At 74.2% G+C, this 13,203-nt stretch carries 18 protein-coding genes; 9 read left to right on the top strand and 9 right to left on the bottom strand.

Going from position 1 to position 13,203, the window contains the following annotated elements; translation table 11 throughout:
- Nucleotides 1-22: 22 nt before the first annotated feature.
- Both ACIP4P_RS14875 and ACIP4P_RS14870 read right to left on the bottom strand, forming a co-directional pair.
- The gene (locus tag ACIP4P_RS14875) at nucleotides 23-646 is read right to left on the bottom strand and encodes a hypothetical protein (RefSeq protein WP_400917944.1); all 624 of its coding nucleotides are present in this window, start codon (nucleotides 644-646) and stop codon (nucleotides 23-25) included.
- A gap of 15 nt (nucleotides 647-661) precedes the next feature.
- Nucleotides 662-1,210 carry an RBBP9/YdeN family alpha/beta hydrolase gene (locus tag ACIP4P_RS14870; RefSeq protein ID WP_400917942.1) on the bottom strand — a complete coding sequence of 183 codons (549 nt, stop codon included), beginning with the start codon at nucleotides 1,208-1,210 and terminating at the stop codon, nucleotides 662-664.
- 288 nt (nucleotides 1,211-1,498) lie between these two features.
- Between ACIP4P_RS14870 and ACIP4P_RS14865 the strand changes: the two genes are divergently transcribed.
- From ACIP4P_RS14865 to ACIP4P_RS14855, 3 genes are all read left to right on the top strand, one after another.
- The gene (locus ACIP4P_RS14865) at nucleotides 1,499-2,065 is read left to right on the top strand and encodes a DJ-1/PfpI family protein (protein ID WP_350512212.1); all 567 of its coding nucleotides are present in this window, start codon (nucleotides 1,499-1,501) and stop codon (nucleotides 2,063-2,065) included.
- Nucleotides 2,066-2,258: 193 nt separating this feature from the next.
- Nucleotides 2,259-3,536: a serine hydrolase domain-containing protein gene (locus ACIP4P_RS14860; RefSeq protein WP_400917940.1), complete on the top strand. Its 1,278-nt coding sequence runs from the start codon at nucleotides 2,259-2,261 to the stop codon at nucleotides 3,534-3,536.
- Nucleotides 3,537-3,600: 64 nt separating this feature from the next.
- Nucleotides 3,601-4,137, top strand: coding sequence for a gamma carbonic anhydrase family protein (locus tag ACIP4P_RS14855; protein ID WP_400917938.1), 537 nt, complete (start codon nucleotides 3,601-3,603; stop codon nucleotides 4,135-4,137).
- A gap of 4 nt (nucleotides 4,138-4,141) precedes the next feature.
- Here the strand turns inward: ACIP4P_RS14855 and ACIP4P_RS14850 are convergent, their stop codons facing one another.
- Nucleotides 4,142-5,341 carry an MFS transporter gene (locus tag ACIP4P_RS14850; RefSeq protein WP_400917936.1) on the bottom strand — a complete coding sequence of 400 codons (1,200 nt, stop codon included), beginning with the start codon at nucleotides 5,339-5,341 and terminating at the stop codon, nucleotides 4,142-4,144.
- 199 nt (nucleotides 5,342-5,540) lie between these two features.
- On the opposite strand from ACIP4P_RS14850, the gene ACIP4P_RS14845 reads away from it, so the two are divergent.
- Genes ACIP4P_RS14845 through ACIP4P_RS14835 form a run of 3 tightly spaced genes read left to right on the top strand, consistent with a single transcriptional unit; the run spans nucleotide 5,541 to nucleotide 6,389 of the window.
- Nucleotides 5,541-5,780, top strand: a complete 240-nt coding sequence (locus tag ACIP4P_RS14845; protein ID WP_400917934.1) for a DUF2277 domain-containing protein — start codon at nucleotides 5,541-5,543, stop codon at nucleotides 5,778-5,780.
- Nucleotides 5,781-5,809: 29 nt separating this feature from the next.
- Nucleotides 5,810-6,046 carry a DUF6296 family protein gene (locus ACIP4P_RS14840; RefSeq protein WP_400917932.1) on the top strand — a complete coding sequence of 79 codons (237 nt, stop codon included), beginning with the start codon at nucleotides 5,810-5,812 and terminating at the stop codon, nucleotides 6,044-6,046.
- Nucleotides 6,047-6,104: 58 nt separating this feature from the next.
- Entirely contained in the window at nucleotides 6,105-6,389 is a 285-nt protein-coding gene (locus ACIP4P_RS14835; protein ID WP_350512206.1) for a DUF427 domain-containing protein, read from the top strand.
- Nucleotides 6,390-6,467: 78 nt separating this feature from the next.
- On the opposite strand, the gene ACIP4P_RS14830 is transcribed toward ACIP4P_RS14835, so the two are convergent.
- The 4 genes from ACIP4P_RS14830 to ACIP4P_RS14815 all read right to left on the bottom strand — a co-directional run bounded on the left by ACIP4P_RS14830 (nucleotide 6,468) and on the right by ACIP4P_RS14815 (nucleotide 8,787).
- A complete protein-coding gene (locus tag ACIP4P_RS14830; RefSeq protein WP_400917930.1) occupies nucleotides 6,468-6,809 on the bottom strand; it encodes a hypothetical protein in 342 nt (113 codons plus the stop codon).
- 117 nt (nucleotides 6,810-6,926) lie between these two features.
- Nucleotides 6,927-7,091, bottom strand: a complete 165-nt coding sequence (locus ACIP4P_RS14825) for a hypothetical protein (protein ID WP_400917928.1) — start codon at nucleotides 7,089-7,091, stop codon at nucleotides 6,927-6,929.
- A gap of 164 nt (nucleotides 7,092-7,255) precedes the next feature.
- Nucleotides 7,256-8,467, bottom strand: a complete 1,212-nt coding sequence (locus ACIP4P_RS14820) for a cytochrome P450 (RefSeq protein WP_400917926.1) — start codon at nucleotides 8,465-8,467, stop codon at nucleotides 7,256-7,258.
- 101 nt (nucleotides 8,468-8,568) lie between these two features.
- Nucleotides 8,569-8,787, bottom strand: coding sequence for a ferredoxin (locus tag ACIP4P_RS14815; protein WP_400917924.1), 219 nt, complete (start codon nucleotides 8,785-8,787; stop codon nucleotides 8,569-8,571).
- 297 nt (nucleotides 8,788-9,084) lie between these two features.
- Here ACIP4P_RS14815 and ACIP4P_RS14810 point away from each other — a divergent pair, with 297 nt between their 5' ends.
- Complete coding sequence (locus ACIP4P_RS14810; RefSeq protein ID WP_400917922.1) at nucleotides 9,085-9,396, top strand: hypothetical protein; 312 nt, start codon at nucleotides 9,085-9,087, stop codon at nucleotides 9,394-9,396.
- Here ACIP4P_RS14810 and ACIP4P_RS14805 read toward each other — a convergent pair.
- Nucleotides 9,383-9,988, bottom strand: coding sequence for a GDSL-type esterase/lipase family protein (locus ACIP4P_RS14805; protein ID WP_350512201.1), 606 nt, complete (start codon nucleotides 9,986-9,988; stop codon nucleotides 9,383-9,385). The genes ACIP4P_RS14810 and ACIP4P_RS14805 overlap by 14 nt on opposite strands.
- A 198-nt stretch (nucleotides 9,989-10,186) precedes the next feature.
- Between ACIP4P_RS14805 and ACIP4P_RS14800 the strand changes: the two genes are divergently transcribed.
- A complete protein-coding gene (locus ACIP4P_RS14800) occupies nucleotides 10,187-10,981 on the top strand; it encodes a glycerophosphodiester phosphodiesterase (RefSeq protein WP_400917920.1) in 795 nt (264 codons plus the stop codon).
- Between the two features lie 7 nt (nucleotides 10,982-10,988).
- The gene (locus ACIP4P_RS14795; protein WP_400917918.1) at nucleotides 10,989-12,380 is read left to right on the top strand and encodes an MFS transporter; all 1,392 of its coding nucleotides are present in this window, start codon (nucleotides 10,989-10,991) and stop codon (nucleotides 12,378-12,380) included.
- Nucleotides 12,381-12,423: 43 nt separating this feature from the next.
- Here the strand turns inward: ACIP4P_RS14795 and ACIP4P_RS14790 are convergent, their stop codons facing one another.
- On the bottom strand, nucleotides 12,424-13,191 hold the full coding sequence (locus ACIP4P_RS14790; RefSeq protein WP_400917916.1) for a hypothetical protein: 768 nt from the start codon (nucleotides 13,189-13,191) through the stop codon (nucleotides 12,424-12,426).
- Between the last annotated feature and the right edge of the window lie 12 nt (nucleotides 13,192-13,203).

Genomic DNA, 13,203 nt, shown 5'->3' with positions numbered 1-13,203 from the left:
CCGACGACCGGCGGGCGCGCGGCTACCGCGCCTCGACCGGCTCCCCGCTGTCCTGGTCCAGGTTGAACACCCGGCGGTAGGAGTCGGTGACCACGGTGATCTGGGTCCGCCCGGTCCACCTGGCCTCCACCAGCCGGGCGTCCTCCGGGGCGCCGCCGACGTCCGCGAGCAGCCAGCGCCGGGCCGACCAGCCCTGGCCGCTCTCCAGCAGCACCTGCCAGTGCTCGCCGGCCTGCGGCCCCGAGTCGTACGAGCGGTGCACCACCACCAGGGCCCGCTGCGCCCCGGCCGGGGCGTCCTCCCGGCTGCGGGTCTCCGCGGCCGACACCTTGTGCGCGGCCAGCACGCCGAGCAGGAACACCACCCCGGCGGTCACCGTGACCGCCCGGGTGGCGGTCCGCAGGGCGGTGCGGCGGTCGCCCAGCCAGGCGGCGGCGATCAGTGCGGCCAGCGCCGCGCCGAGCAGCAGCTCGGGCCGGTTCAGCAGGTCGGCGACCAGCATCCGCCCGCCCGAGCGGCTCTCCCACTGGCCCTCGGTGTACAGCAGGACGGCCGCCGCCCCGCAGGCCCCCAGCAGTCGGACCAGGGCGCGCCTGCTCCGTGGTGTCCGGCGCTCCCGTCGCCCGTCCATCGTCCCCCCGGTCATCGGTTCACAGCTCCTTCACAGCTCCGCGAGCAGTTTCCGGCCCTCCGGCCAGTCACCCAGCCCGGAGTCCGAGTTGAGGTGTCCGTAGGCGCCCGGCTCGACGTACCGGGCGCCCCACGCCCGGGCGAACGCGCGGGCCCGTTCCGGGGTCACCCACGGGTCGTCGGTGGAGGAGACCACCACGGCCGGGAACGGGAACCGCTCCAGCGCCACCGGCCGGAAACCGGTCAGCTCCGGCACCTCGGCGGTGTCGACGTCGGCGGGGGCGACCAGCAGCGCTCCCCGGACGGCGGCGGTCCGCCCGGCGCCGGCGCCGGCCACCCAGCGGGCCGCCGTGACGCAGCCCAGACTGTGCGCCACCAGCACCACCGGCCCCTCGGCGGCGGCCGCGGCCACCGCCGCGTCCACCCGGGCCACCCAGTCCTCCTGCTCGGGGCGGTCCCAGTCCGCCTGCCGGACCCGCTGGAAGGACTCCGGCTCGGCGGCCTCCCACCGGGTCTGCCAGTGCGCGGGGCCGGAGTTCTGGTACCCGGGGAGGACGAGGTAGGTGGTGCGGTCGGTCATGGGGCTCCTCCGGAGGCGTCGGGTGCCGGGCAGCAGGAGTCTAGGACCCGCCCGAGCGGGGGCCACAGCCGGGCGCCGGACCCCCGTACCTTCCGACGGGACCGGCGCGCGCGGCTCACGGCCGGCGCGCGAGCCGTACCACGCGCCGTGGTGCGCCTGGTGCGCCCGGTTGCCAACGGCACGCCGGGTACGGGAGTTTGGACCGGGCCCGCGCCCGGCGGCCGAGGACGGCCACCGCCCCGGGCCGGTAACGGTTCTGACGCTCGATCACATGGAGGGATGTCGGCGATGACATCGAAGATCCTGCTCGTCACCGGGGACGCCGCCGAGTCGCTGGAGGTGTTCTACCCCTACCAGCGGCTGCGCGAGGAGGGCTACCAGGTCGACATCGCGGCCCCGACCAAGAAGCGCCTGCAGTTCGTGGTGCACGACTTCGTGGACGGCTACGACACGTACACGGAGAAGCCCGGCTACACCTGGCCCGCCGACCTCGCCTTCGCCGACGTCGACCCGGCCGACTACGTCGCCCTGGTCATCCCCGGCGGCCGCGCCCCCGAGTACCTGCGCAACGACCCGGACGTGCAGCGGATCGCCCGGCACTTCTTCGCCGGGGACAAGCCAGTCGCCCAGATCTGCCACGGCCCGCTGATCACCGCCGCCGCCGGGGTGCTGGACGGCCGCCGCACCTCCGCCTACCCCGCGCTCGCCCCCGACGTCAAGGCGGCCGGCGCCGAGTTCGTCGACGCCGAGGCGGTGGTGGACGGCGTGGTCGTCTCGGCCCGTGCCTGGCCCGACCACCCGGCCTGGCTGCGCGCCTTCATCGAGGTCCTGCGCACCAAGGCCCCGGTGGCCTGACCGCCATCCGGCCGTACCCCGAGAAAGCTCGGGGTACGGCCCCGGACCCCGCTCAGGGGTACCGGCCCTCCCGAGGCTGACGACCGCCGTCCGGGCGGCTGCCATGGTGGCAACGACCATGTCAGCAACCATGTCAACCAGCATGGACGCAGCCGGAGTTGACGACTCCGGCCGGCCGACCCAGGGAGCCCGGATGACCACCGAACCGACCGCCCCGCACCGAAGGCTGCGCCGCCGCCCGGTGCTGCGCGCCGCCGTCACGCTCGCCGCCGGCGCCGGACTGCTCGCCACCCTCGCCCCGGCCGCCGTCGCCGGACCCGCCGACCGGGCACCGGCCGCAGGCTGCCACGGCGCCCTCCACCTCACCGCCGCCGACCGCCCCGACCGGGCGGACTCCGCCGCCGGCCGGAGCGACTGGGCGGCCGCCGACGCCGCCCTGGCCGGACTCACCGGCCCCGGCTACGGCACCTCCGCCCTCGGCGCCGTCCGGGAGGACGGCCGACTGCTCTGGCGCAACGCCACCGGCGTCGCCGACCTCGCCACCGGCCGGCCGGCCGACCCCGAGGGCCGGTTCCGGATCGGCAGCATCACCAAGACCTTCGTCGCCACCACCCTGCTCCAACTGGTCGACGAACGGCGGCTGGACCTCGACGACCGGCTGGAGTGCCTGCTGCCCGGCATCGTCCCGAACAGCACCGCGATCACCGTCCGGCAGGTGATGAACCACACCAGCGGCGTCGCCGACTACACCCAGGACCCGGCCTTCGACGACACCACCCAGGACTGGCAGGACGACGGCCGGTTCCAGCCGTACGCCCTCCGGGACCTGGTCGACATCGCGAACAAGTACCCGCCCGCCTTCCCACCGGGCCGGGACTGGCGCTACTCCAACACCAACTACGAACTGGTCGGGATGATCATCGAGAAGCTCACCGGCCACCCCTGGCAGGAGGAGGTCACCCGCCGGATCATCCGCCCGCTCCACCTCACCGGCACCTCGATGCCCGACCACTCGCCCTTCATCCCCGGCCCGCACGCCCGCGGCTACCTCAAGACCGCCACCGGCCCGGTCGACGTCACCCTGCTCGACCCCTCGATGGCCGGTTCGGCCGGCGCCGGCATCTCCACCACCGCCGACCTCACCACCTTCATCGGCGCCCTGCTCGGCGGCCGGCTGCTGCCCCCGGCCGAACTCGCCGAGATGCAGCGCACCACCGACATCGGCGGCGGCCGCGCCTACGGCCTCGGCCTCCAGCGCGTGGACACCCCGTGCGGCACCTTCTGGGGCCACGCCGGCGGCATCCCCGGCTACAGCACCGAGATGCTCGGCTCGGCCGACGGCAGGCGGCAGTTCGCCTCCGCCGTCACCGTCTACGACGTCTCCGACGGGGCCGGCGCCGAGGCCGCCGTGAACCGGCTGACCACCACCGCCCTGTGCGGCACCGGGGACCTCGGCCGCAGCACGCCCTGACCCGCCCCCTACGCTGACCGGCGGCAGTGCAGCCGCAGCCGCGCAACCACCAGGAGGACGAGCCATGGCAGAACCGCTGATCGCCGCCGTCGGGGGCAAGTCGCCCGCCGTCGACCCGAGCGCCTTCGTCGCGCCCAACGCCGTCGTGATCGGGGACGTCACGGTCGGCGCCGGGGCGAGCATCTGGTACGGCGCGGTGCTGCGCGGCGACGCCGAGTCGATCAGCGTCGGCGCGGGCAGCAACATCCAGGACAACTGCACCCTGCACGCCGACCCCGGCTTCCCGCTGGTGGTCGGCGAGCGGATCTCGGTCGGCCACAACGCGGTGCTGCACGGCTGCACCGTCGAGGACGACGTGCTGGTCGGGATGAGCGCCACGATCCTCAACGGCGCCCGGATCGGCGCCGGCTCGCTGGTCGCGGCCGGCGCGGTGGTGACCCAGGGCATGGACGTCCCGCCCGGCTCGCTGGTCGCCGGCGTCCCGGCCAAGGTCCGCCGCGAGCTGACCGAGGAGGAGCGGGCCGGCGTCAAGGCCAACGGCGAGGGCTACCGACTGCTCGCCGACGCCCACCGGGACATCCAGGCCGGCCAGGACAGCTGAACCGTCAGACCGTGGGCACGGGGGCGGCGGCCGCCGCCGGTTCGGTCGGCACCGTCGCCGGCCGCCGTCGGTCGGCCGCCCAGGCCAGCAGCGCGACCACCGCGCCGGCCAGGGCCAGTCCCGCGCCCACCAGGGTCGGCGAGGTCCAGCCGAGCCCGGCGCTCAGCGCCAGCCCGCCGAAGTACGCCCCCTGGGCGTTGGCCAGGTTGAAGGCGCCCTGCACGGTCGCCGAGGCCAGGGTGGGCGCGCTGCGCGCCTTCTGCAGCACCAGGGTCTGCACCGCCGGGACGATCGCGAAGCCGAACAGCCCGATCAGCACCACCGTGACGGCCGCCGACCAGCGGGCGTGCGCGGTCACCGCGAACAGCGCCAGCGTCGCGGCGAGCAGCAGGAAGGACACGCAGACCGTCGGGCGCAGCGCCCGGTCCGCGGCGAAGCCGCCGAGCACGTTGCCGATCGTCATCCCGACCCCGAACAGCGCCAGCACCCCGGTCACCGAGCCGGTCCCGTAGCCGGAGACCTCGGTGAGCAGCGGCGCGATGTAGCTGTAGCAGGCGAACATGCCGCCGCAGCCGACCACCACGGTGGCCAGCGCCAGCCAGAGCTGTCCGCTGCGGAAGACCCGCAGCTCGTGCCGGAGCCCGGACTGGGCGGGGGAGGGCAGGGCTGGCACCAGCCGGGCGATGGCGAGCGTCCCGGCGGCCCCGATCAGCACCACCACCAGCATGGTCGCCCGCCAGCCCAGGTGCTGGCCGAGCAGGGTGGCGGCCGGGACGCCGACGATGTTGGCGACGGTCAGCCCGGAGAACATCACCGCGACCGCCCGGGCCCGCCGGTCCGGCGTCACCAGCTCGGCGGCGGCCACCGCCCCGGCGCCGAAGAAGGCCCCGTGCGGCAGCCCGGTGACCAGTCGGGCGGCGGCCAGCGTCCAGAAGTCGGGCGCCACCGCGCACAGCAGGTTGCCGGTCGCGAACAGGGCGGCCAGCGCCACCAGCACCGCCTTGCGGGGCTTCCCGGCGGCCAGCGCGGTGAGCAGCGGCGCGCCGATCACGACCCCCAGCGCGTACGCGGAGATCAGCCAGCCCGCCTGCGGGATGGAGACGTGCAGACTGTCGGCGACCTGGGGGAGCAGCCCCATGGCGGCGAACTCGGTGGTGCCGATGGCGAAAGCGGTGACGGCCAGCGCGAACAGCGCGAGAGGCAAGGGGGTGACTCCGGGGTGATGCCCGCGACCGGACCGGTGCGCGGCGGGGTGATTCGTTCACCGGGCATCCTAATCCGGCCGGATGACGCCCTCGTGAGCCCCGTGTGACGAGCAGCCCCCGGTGACGGAAAAGCGCGGGTGTGGCGGAGGGGGTCGGAAGGGGTTCGCCCCGGCGGCCGTGGCGCGCGAGACTGGGGGCATGTGCCGCAACATCAAGACGCTGCGCCCGCCCGTCACGCCCGACGCCGACGAGGAGGACTTCCGCGCGGCCGCGCTGCAGTACGTCCGCAAGGTGTCCGGGTTCCGGGCCCCGGCGGCGCACAACCGCGAGGCCTTCGACCGGGCCGTGGACGCGGTGGCCGAGGCCACCGCCCAGCTGCTCGGGGAGCTGGAGGTCCGCGGCTCGCACGCCCGGGCCGTCGGGGCCACGGCGCAGTGACAGCCAGCCGCCGACACCAGGAGCCGGTCATGAAACCCGCCGACCGCTACGCGCTCACCTTCCCCGGCCGCCCCGGCACCCAGGCCCCACAGGATGTGGTGGAGGTCACCCGGACCAGCGCCAAGGGCCCCGGCGGGCACCCGGTGTACGAGGACGCCAGCGGGATCGTCCGGGCCGAGATCAGCGACGCGGGCGAGGTCCGGATGCTCGCCAGCGGCGGCCACCAGACCCCGCACCTGCCGGTGCACGCCCACCCGCTGCCCTGAGCCCCGGATTCCCCCGGAAGCGCCCGCCGGGCGGCCGCCGGTGGGGCACAATCGCCGCATGACCACAGCGAGTTGGCAGGGCACGGTCGTCGCCGAGAGCGCGGACACCGTCGTCGTCGAGGGCAACCACTACTTTCCGGCCGAGTCGGTCCGGGCCGAGTTCCTGCGGCCCTCCGACACCACCACGGTGTGCGGGTGGAAGGGCACCGCCGGCTACTACACGGTGCAGGTGGACGGGCACAGCAATCCGGACGCCGCCTGGTACTACGCCGACCCGAAGCCCGAGGCCGAGCACATCCGGGGCCGGGTGGCCTTCTGGCGCGGTGTGGAGATCACCGAGTAGGTCCCGCGCGGGATCCACCCGGTGATCCGCCGGCCGGCTCGTTCAGCTCGTCCGGCCGGTTCGGCCCGCCCGGCCGGTTCAGCCGCCGAGGGCCGGGGGCGGGGCGACCGCTCCGCGGCCGGCCTTGACGCCGTTCACCATCGCCTGGTGGATGGCCCGGGCGGTGCTCTCGTCCGTCGCGGTCACCGGGCTGCCGGAGACGGTGTACCAGTCCAGTGCGCCGGTGTACTGGACGGTCAGCCGCGCCTCGCCGTCCACCCACGTGGTGTGCACGGTGAGGTCGCCGGAGATCGGTCCGACCTCGGTGGTGGTGACCCCGCCGGGGCCGCTGATGATCGACTGGGTGGTCCAGGTCGCCCACGAGGTGCGCGGGTCCGCGGGCGGCCGGGCGTGCCGGTTGCTTTGATCGTGTTCGGTCATGCGCCTATCCTCCCCCGCCGGTGAGCCGCCGCCGCGGCAGCGACACCTGCGGTCACAGGGACCGCCCGGTTCTGCCGGGCGGTCCGATCGGTGTGCTCGGAGTGGTGTGCCGGACGGTCAGGACTCCACGCCGGGCTCTTCCAGCATGGGGTCGCCCTCCGCCTGGGAGGTGTCCTGGGCGTGCAGGTTCTGCATCGAGGTGATGCCCTCCTCCGGATCCGCGGCGCGGACGTCCTCCTCGCGGTCGGTGCTCACTTCGGAGCGTTCGCTCATGTCGGTCATCGCGGGCTCCGTCTCCTCGGCCGGCCCCGGCGCGCCCGAACCGCGGGCGCGGCCTGGCCGGGTCTGTCCCTCACCCCTCCAGCCTGCCTCGGCCCGGGCGGCGGGGCCAGCCGGGTTCACCGGCCCACCGGTTCACCAGGTCACCGGCCCACCGGCCCTCCGGTTCACCAGGTCACGGGCAGCGACCGCATCCCGTAGATGAACGACTCGGTGCGGAACTCGCGCTCTCCGGTCAGCCGCAGCCCCGGCAGCCGCCGGAACAGCGTCTCCAGTGCGATCTGCAGTTCGGCGCGGGCCAGCGGCTGGCCCAGGCACTGGTGCACACCGAAGCCGAAGGCCAGGTGCCGCCGGGCGTCCCGGCCCAGGTCCAGCTCGTCCGTCGCCCGGTGGTCGGTGCCGCCGAACACCTCCTGGTCCCGGTTGGCCGTGGACAGCATCGCGATCACGCCCTCCCCGGCCCGGACCGTCACCCCGCCCAGCTCCACGTCCTCCACCGCCACCCGGGGCAGCCCGGTGTGCACGATGGTCAGCAGGCGCAGCAGCTCCTCGACCGCGCCGGGCAGCGCGGCCGGGTCGGCCAGCCTGGCGATCTGCTCCGGCTGCTCCAGCAGCAGCGCGGTCGACAGCGAGATCATGTTCGCGGTCGTCTCGTGCCCGGCGATCAGCAGCAGGACGCCGGTGCCGGCGACGTCCTCCGGGGTCAGGTCGTCGCGCACCGCGAGCCGGCTGAGGATGTCGTCCTCCGGGTCGGCGCGCTTGCGGGCCGCCAGACCGGTCAGGTAGTCCAGGACCTCCTCCTGGGCCTGCCGGAGCTGCTCCACGGTGCTCTCCTGGCTGAGCATCGTGCGGCTCAGGCCCTGGAAGCGGTCGTGGTCCTCGTACGGCACGCCGAGCAGCAGGCAGATCACCAGCGAGGGCACCGGCAGCGCGAAGTCGGCGACCAGGTCGGCCGTGGTCCGGTCCGCGGTCATCCGGTCCAGCGCCTCGTCCACGATCCGCTGGATCTCCGGGCGCAGCGCCTCCACCCGCTTGACCAGGAACTCCCCGGTGACCATGCGGCGCTGGCGGGCGTGCTCGGGGTCGTCGAGCCGCAGGAAGGTCGGGTTGTCGGTGACCAGCTTCTCGCGGGCGCCGGCGACCAGCAGCGGGAAGGCCGGGTGGCGCACATCGGCGCTGAACCGGCGGTCGGACAGCACGGTGCGGACCTCGTCGTAGCCGGTGACCAGCCAGCAGAGGTCGCCGTCGGGCAGCTCGGCCCTGGTCATCGATGCGGTGGCGGCGGCCCCGGTGTACGCGGGCGGCGGGCCGAACGGGCAGCCGCCGGAGTGCGGGGCCGGCAGCAGCGGGACGGCGGGGGCGGTGGGTGTGGTGGTCACGGTGGGGGTCTCCTCACGTCTCGGGTGTCCTCGTGGGTGCAGGGGGCCCAGGAAGATTCCCGACGACCCGCGGGGCCCGCGGGGCCGGCGGGCGGGGCCCGTCAGGCCCCGGTCTGCGCGGGATCGTCCTCGACGACGGTGATCGCCCGGCCCGGGCAGAGATCGGCGGCGATTCTCACGTCGTCGAACTGCTCGGGCAGCAGCACTGCCTGACGTACCGTCACCAAACTGTCCCGGTCGTCCTGGTCGAAGACCGTCGGGGCGTTCATCACGCACATGCCGGAGCTACAGCAACGGTCCCGGTCGACGCTCACCTGCATGTCGGGCACCTCTCGCCAGGGCGGCGCCGGCCGCCCGGCGGCCGCCTCTCGTTGTCACGGTCAACCTAGTCGCCACTGGTCCGTCCACGGAGGGCTACGGCGGCCGGATCGAGAATGGCCGAAACGGCTCCCAGGTGTGAACGCCGTTGCGGCGCACTGCGTTTCCTTGTCCACGGTACTTCGCCGGACGCCCGACGGACACCGTCGCGCGGCCGGCCTCATCGGCCGGCCTCACCGGCCCGCCGCCGGCGAAGTAGCCTGTGCCCTTCGATGGTTGATCCGGCGAGGGGAGCGACGGTGTCGATCGAGTTCGTGCGCCGGGTGGACGGCCTGACCTACCGCTACCGCCGGGACGGCGAGTTCAACGGCAGGCCGATGTTCAAGCGCCTGGACCTCGACCTGTGGTGTCTCTGGCTGCCCGAGCGCGGCTGGTGCACCGTGACCGTGGACGGGACGGCCAACGGCTGGCCGCTGTCCGGCCGCACCGGCGAGGGGGCGTTCCCGACGCTCGGCCCCTGGCGCAGCTGGAAGGCGGGCAGGTCCTACCTCTACGACCTGCGCGGCACCGACGGGCCCGCGGCGGGGACCGGGGGCCTCACAGCTCGGTGAGCTCGCCCAGGCCCAGGGTGCGCAGCGTGTGGTCGGCCAACTGCCGGTGACCGGCGGCGTTGGGGTGCGCGGGGTCGTCCAGCCACGGGATCGCCTCGCCGTCGGGGAACGCGGCCAGCCAGTGCGCTTCGTGGTCGACGAGCAGTGCGCCGGTCTCGGCAGCGAGTTCGCGGACCACCCGGCAGTACGCGGGCAGCTCGGCGCGGGCCGCGCGCCCGGCGTGGCTGACCACCAGGGGCGTGTGCAGGACGATCTGCGCGCCCGCGGACCGGGCGATGATCTCGCGCATGGCGTCGCGGAACCGTTCCAGCCCCTCCAGACCGGCACGCGCGTCGTTGGTGCCCAGCGACAGCGACAGCACGTCCGGCGCGAACCGTCCGACGAGGAGGTCGTACGCCCCGAGCACGTCGGTGGCCCGCCAGGAGCACACGCCGGTGTTCACCACCACGTCGGTCCGCCGGCCCAACTGCCAGCAGATCCGCTCCTGGACGTGCTCGACCCAGCCGCGCGCGCCGTGGGTGTGGTAGGCGGCCTGGGTGATGCTGTCCCCGGCCATCACCCAGGTCATCGGTCCGTCCGAAAGCCCGACCATGTGATGTTCCCCCTCGTTCGGTTCGTCCTGCACTGACGTCCAACCGCAACGGTGGGGAAGTGGATCTTATTCTCGGCGGCCCGTCCGGCAGCCGCCGTTACTGCTTGACAGGGTACGTAATACTGTAACGCGCGCGGTCCGAGGCGCCGTCGGAGCGGGCGGCGCCGGCGTTCCCTCCCCTGCAGCTCGGAGCAGCACATGCACCCCTTCCTCGACCACCCGGGGCCGCTGGCCTTCGCGCACCGGGGCGGTGAGCTCGGGCACCCGGAGAACTCGACGGCCGCGTTCGAGGCGGCCGTGGCGCTCGGGTACCGCTACCTGGAGACGGACGTGCACGCCACCGCGGACGGCGTGCTGGTGGCCTTCCACGACTCCCGGCTCGACCGGGTGACCGACCGCGCCGGCGCGGTGGCCGAGCTGCCCTGGGAGACCGTCCGACGGGCCCGGATCGGGGGCACCGAGCCGGTGCCGCTGCTGGAGGACCTGCTCGGGGCGTTCCCCGCGGCCCGCTTCAACGTGGACGTGAAGGCGGCGCCCGCCGTCGGCCCGCTGGTCGAGGCGATCCGCCGGACGAACGCCTGGGACCGGGTCTGCGTCGGCGGCTTCTCGGACAGCCGGATCGCCGCCGTGCGGGCCGCCGCCGGCCCCCGGCTGGCCACCTCGCTGGGCCCGCGCGAGGTGGCCCGGCTGCGGCTGCGCTCACTCGTGGGCCGGCTGCTGCCGGAACCCGGGACGCCGTTCGCCGGGATCTGCGCCCAGGTGCCCGAGCGGCACCGGGGGATCAGGGTGGTCGACCGGGCCTTCGTCCGGGCCGCGCACCGGCTCGGCCTGCAGGTCCACGTGTGGACTGTGGACGATCCCACACGGATCCGGGCTCTCCTCGACCTGGGTGTGGATGGCATCATGGCCGATCGCATCGACGTCCTGCGGGACGTCCTCGGCGAGCGCGGCTGCTGGACGGACGGTGGCGGCGGCTCCAGCACGGTGGAATAGAGGCCCCATGAGCACCACGGACCACTTGCCGGACGACGTCTCGTCGCCCACGGCAGCCGCCGGCGACGGTCGTGAACTGCGTCGGATGCAGTTCGGCTGGTACATCAACGACTGGGCGAACGCCGCCTTCTCGGCCACCGTCCTGACGGTCTTCCTCGGTCCGTACCTGACCGACGTGGCCAAGAACGCCGCCGACGCCTCCGGTGACGTGCACCCGCTCGGCCTGTCGATCCGGGCCGGATCGTTCTTCCCGTACACGGTCTCCTTCTCCGTGCTGATCTCGGTCGCGGTGATGCTGCTGACCGGTACGGTCGCCGACCGCACCGGGCGGCACAAGGAGCTGATGTGCGGCTTCGCCTACCTCGGGGCGCTCGCCACGATGGGGATGTTCTTCCTCCAGGGCGACAACTACCTGCTGGGCGGCGCGCTGCTGGTGGTCGCCAACATCGCCTACGCGACGTCCGTCGCGCTCTCCTACGCCTACCTCCCGGGCCTGGCCACCCCCGACGAGCGGGACGCCGTCTCCTCCAAGGGCTGGGCCTACGGCTACGCGGGCGGCGGGCTGCTGCTGATCGCCAACCTGGCGCTGTTCCAGGGCCACGAGGCGCTCGGGCTCTCCTCCGGCACCGCGGTGCGGATCTGCCTGGCCTCGGCCGGCCTGTGGTGGGCGCTGTTCACGATCGTCCCGATGCTGCGGCTGCCGTCCCGGGCCGGCGCGGTCCGGGCGCGGGCCGCGGCCACGCCCGACCAGCCCGCCGCGGGCAGCCTGCGCGAGCTGGGCCGCACGCTCAAGGGCATGCGCAAGCACCCGCTGACGCTGCTCTACCTGGCCGCCTTCCTCTGCTACAACGACGGCATCCAGACCGTGGTCTCGCAGGCCTCGCTGTACGGCAGCGAGGAACTCGGCATGGAGCAGGGCACCCTGGTCGCCGCCGTGCTGATCGTGCAGATCGTGGCGATCGGCGGCGCGCTGCTGCTGGGTCGGATCGCGCAGCGCTACGGCGCCAAGCGGACCATCCTGGGCTCGCTGGTCGGCTGGGTGGTCACGCTGGCGCTGGGTTACTTCATGCCCGCCCACCAGCCCGCCTGGTTCTACGCCCTGGCCTGCATGATCGGCCTGGTGCTCGGCGGCAGCCAGGCGCTGTCGCGCTCGCTGTTCTCGCACCTCATCCCGGCGGGCCGGGAGGCCGAGTACTTCAGCCTCTACAAGGTCAGCGACCGCGGCACCAGCTGGATGGGCCCGCTGGTCTTCGGCCTCGCCTACGAGATCACCGGCAGCTACCGTTCGGCGATCATCTCGCTGCTGGTCTTCTTCGTGATCGGGTTCGCCGTGCTGGTGAAGGTCCCGGTCCGCCGGGCCATCGAGGCCGTCGGCAACCCGGTGCCCGAGCGGCTCTGACGCCCCTGGGGGCGGGCCGGAGTCCGCCCCCCCTGAGCCGGGTTCACCGGTCGGCGATCAGCCGGCCGACACCTTCCAGGAAGTCCTCCAGGGTGTCGGCGACGTGCTCGTAGTCGCCGTCGTGGGAGGGCGTGGTCGACCGCCAGACCCGTCCGGTGTGGCCGGTCGCGAACAGGTGGCCGCCGCCGTCGCTGCCGAAGACCAGCGCCAGCCGGTCGCCCTCGACGGCGGGGGTGCCGAATTCGAGGATGTGCCCCGCCACCGCCCCGGGCGGGTGGAGGAAGTAGCCGTTGTCGACGTCGGGCAGGGACGCCCGGTCGAGCACCCGGTGCAGCGTCGCCAGGTCGGGGGGCACGGGCAGCAGTTCGGCGAGTTCCGCCGCGGCCCGCCGGGTGTGGTCGGTCGCCGGGGCCACGGTGTGCTCGCCCGGCGGGAAGCCGTACCGCGCGGCGAAGGAGCGGGTGAACCCGGCGAGGGCCGTGGCGGTCTCCGCGCACCAGCTCCGCAGCCACTCCGGGTCGAGCTGCGGGCCGGGCAGCGGCAGGGGGTTGGCGAGGTCGATCGTGATGGACCGGCGCCGGCCGGAGCCGCGGCGGGCCGTGCCGGGGCCGGCCCCTTCCGCCTTGTCGGCCCCTTCCACCTCTTCGGCCTCTTCGGCCCGGGCGTTCGCGAGCTCCCGGGCGGCCATGGCCCGCAGGCGCGCCTTGCCGTCCTCGTCGGCCTCCTCCTCGCCCGGGTAGAGGACGATGTGCTGGGCCCCGTCGTCGTCCTGCCAGCTGTAGCTGTGGTACCGCGTCGTCGGTTCGTCCACTGCCGGGAACCT

Origin of the sequence: Kitasatospora sp. NPDC089509, assembly GCF_044749365.1 — a bacterium.
Taxonomy (GTDB): domain Bacteria; phylum Actinomycetota; class Actinomycetes; order Streptomycetales; family Streptomycetaceae; genus Kitasatospora.
This window is presented reverse-complemented; position numbering and strand designations above follow the sequence as displayed.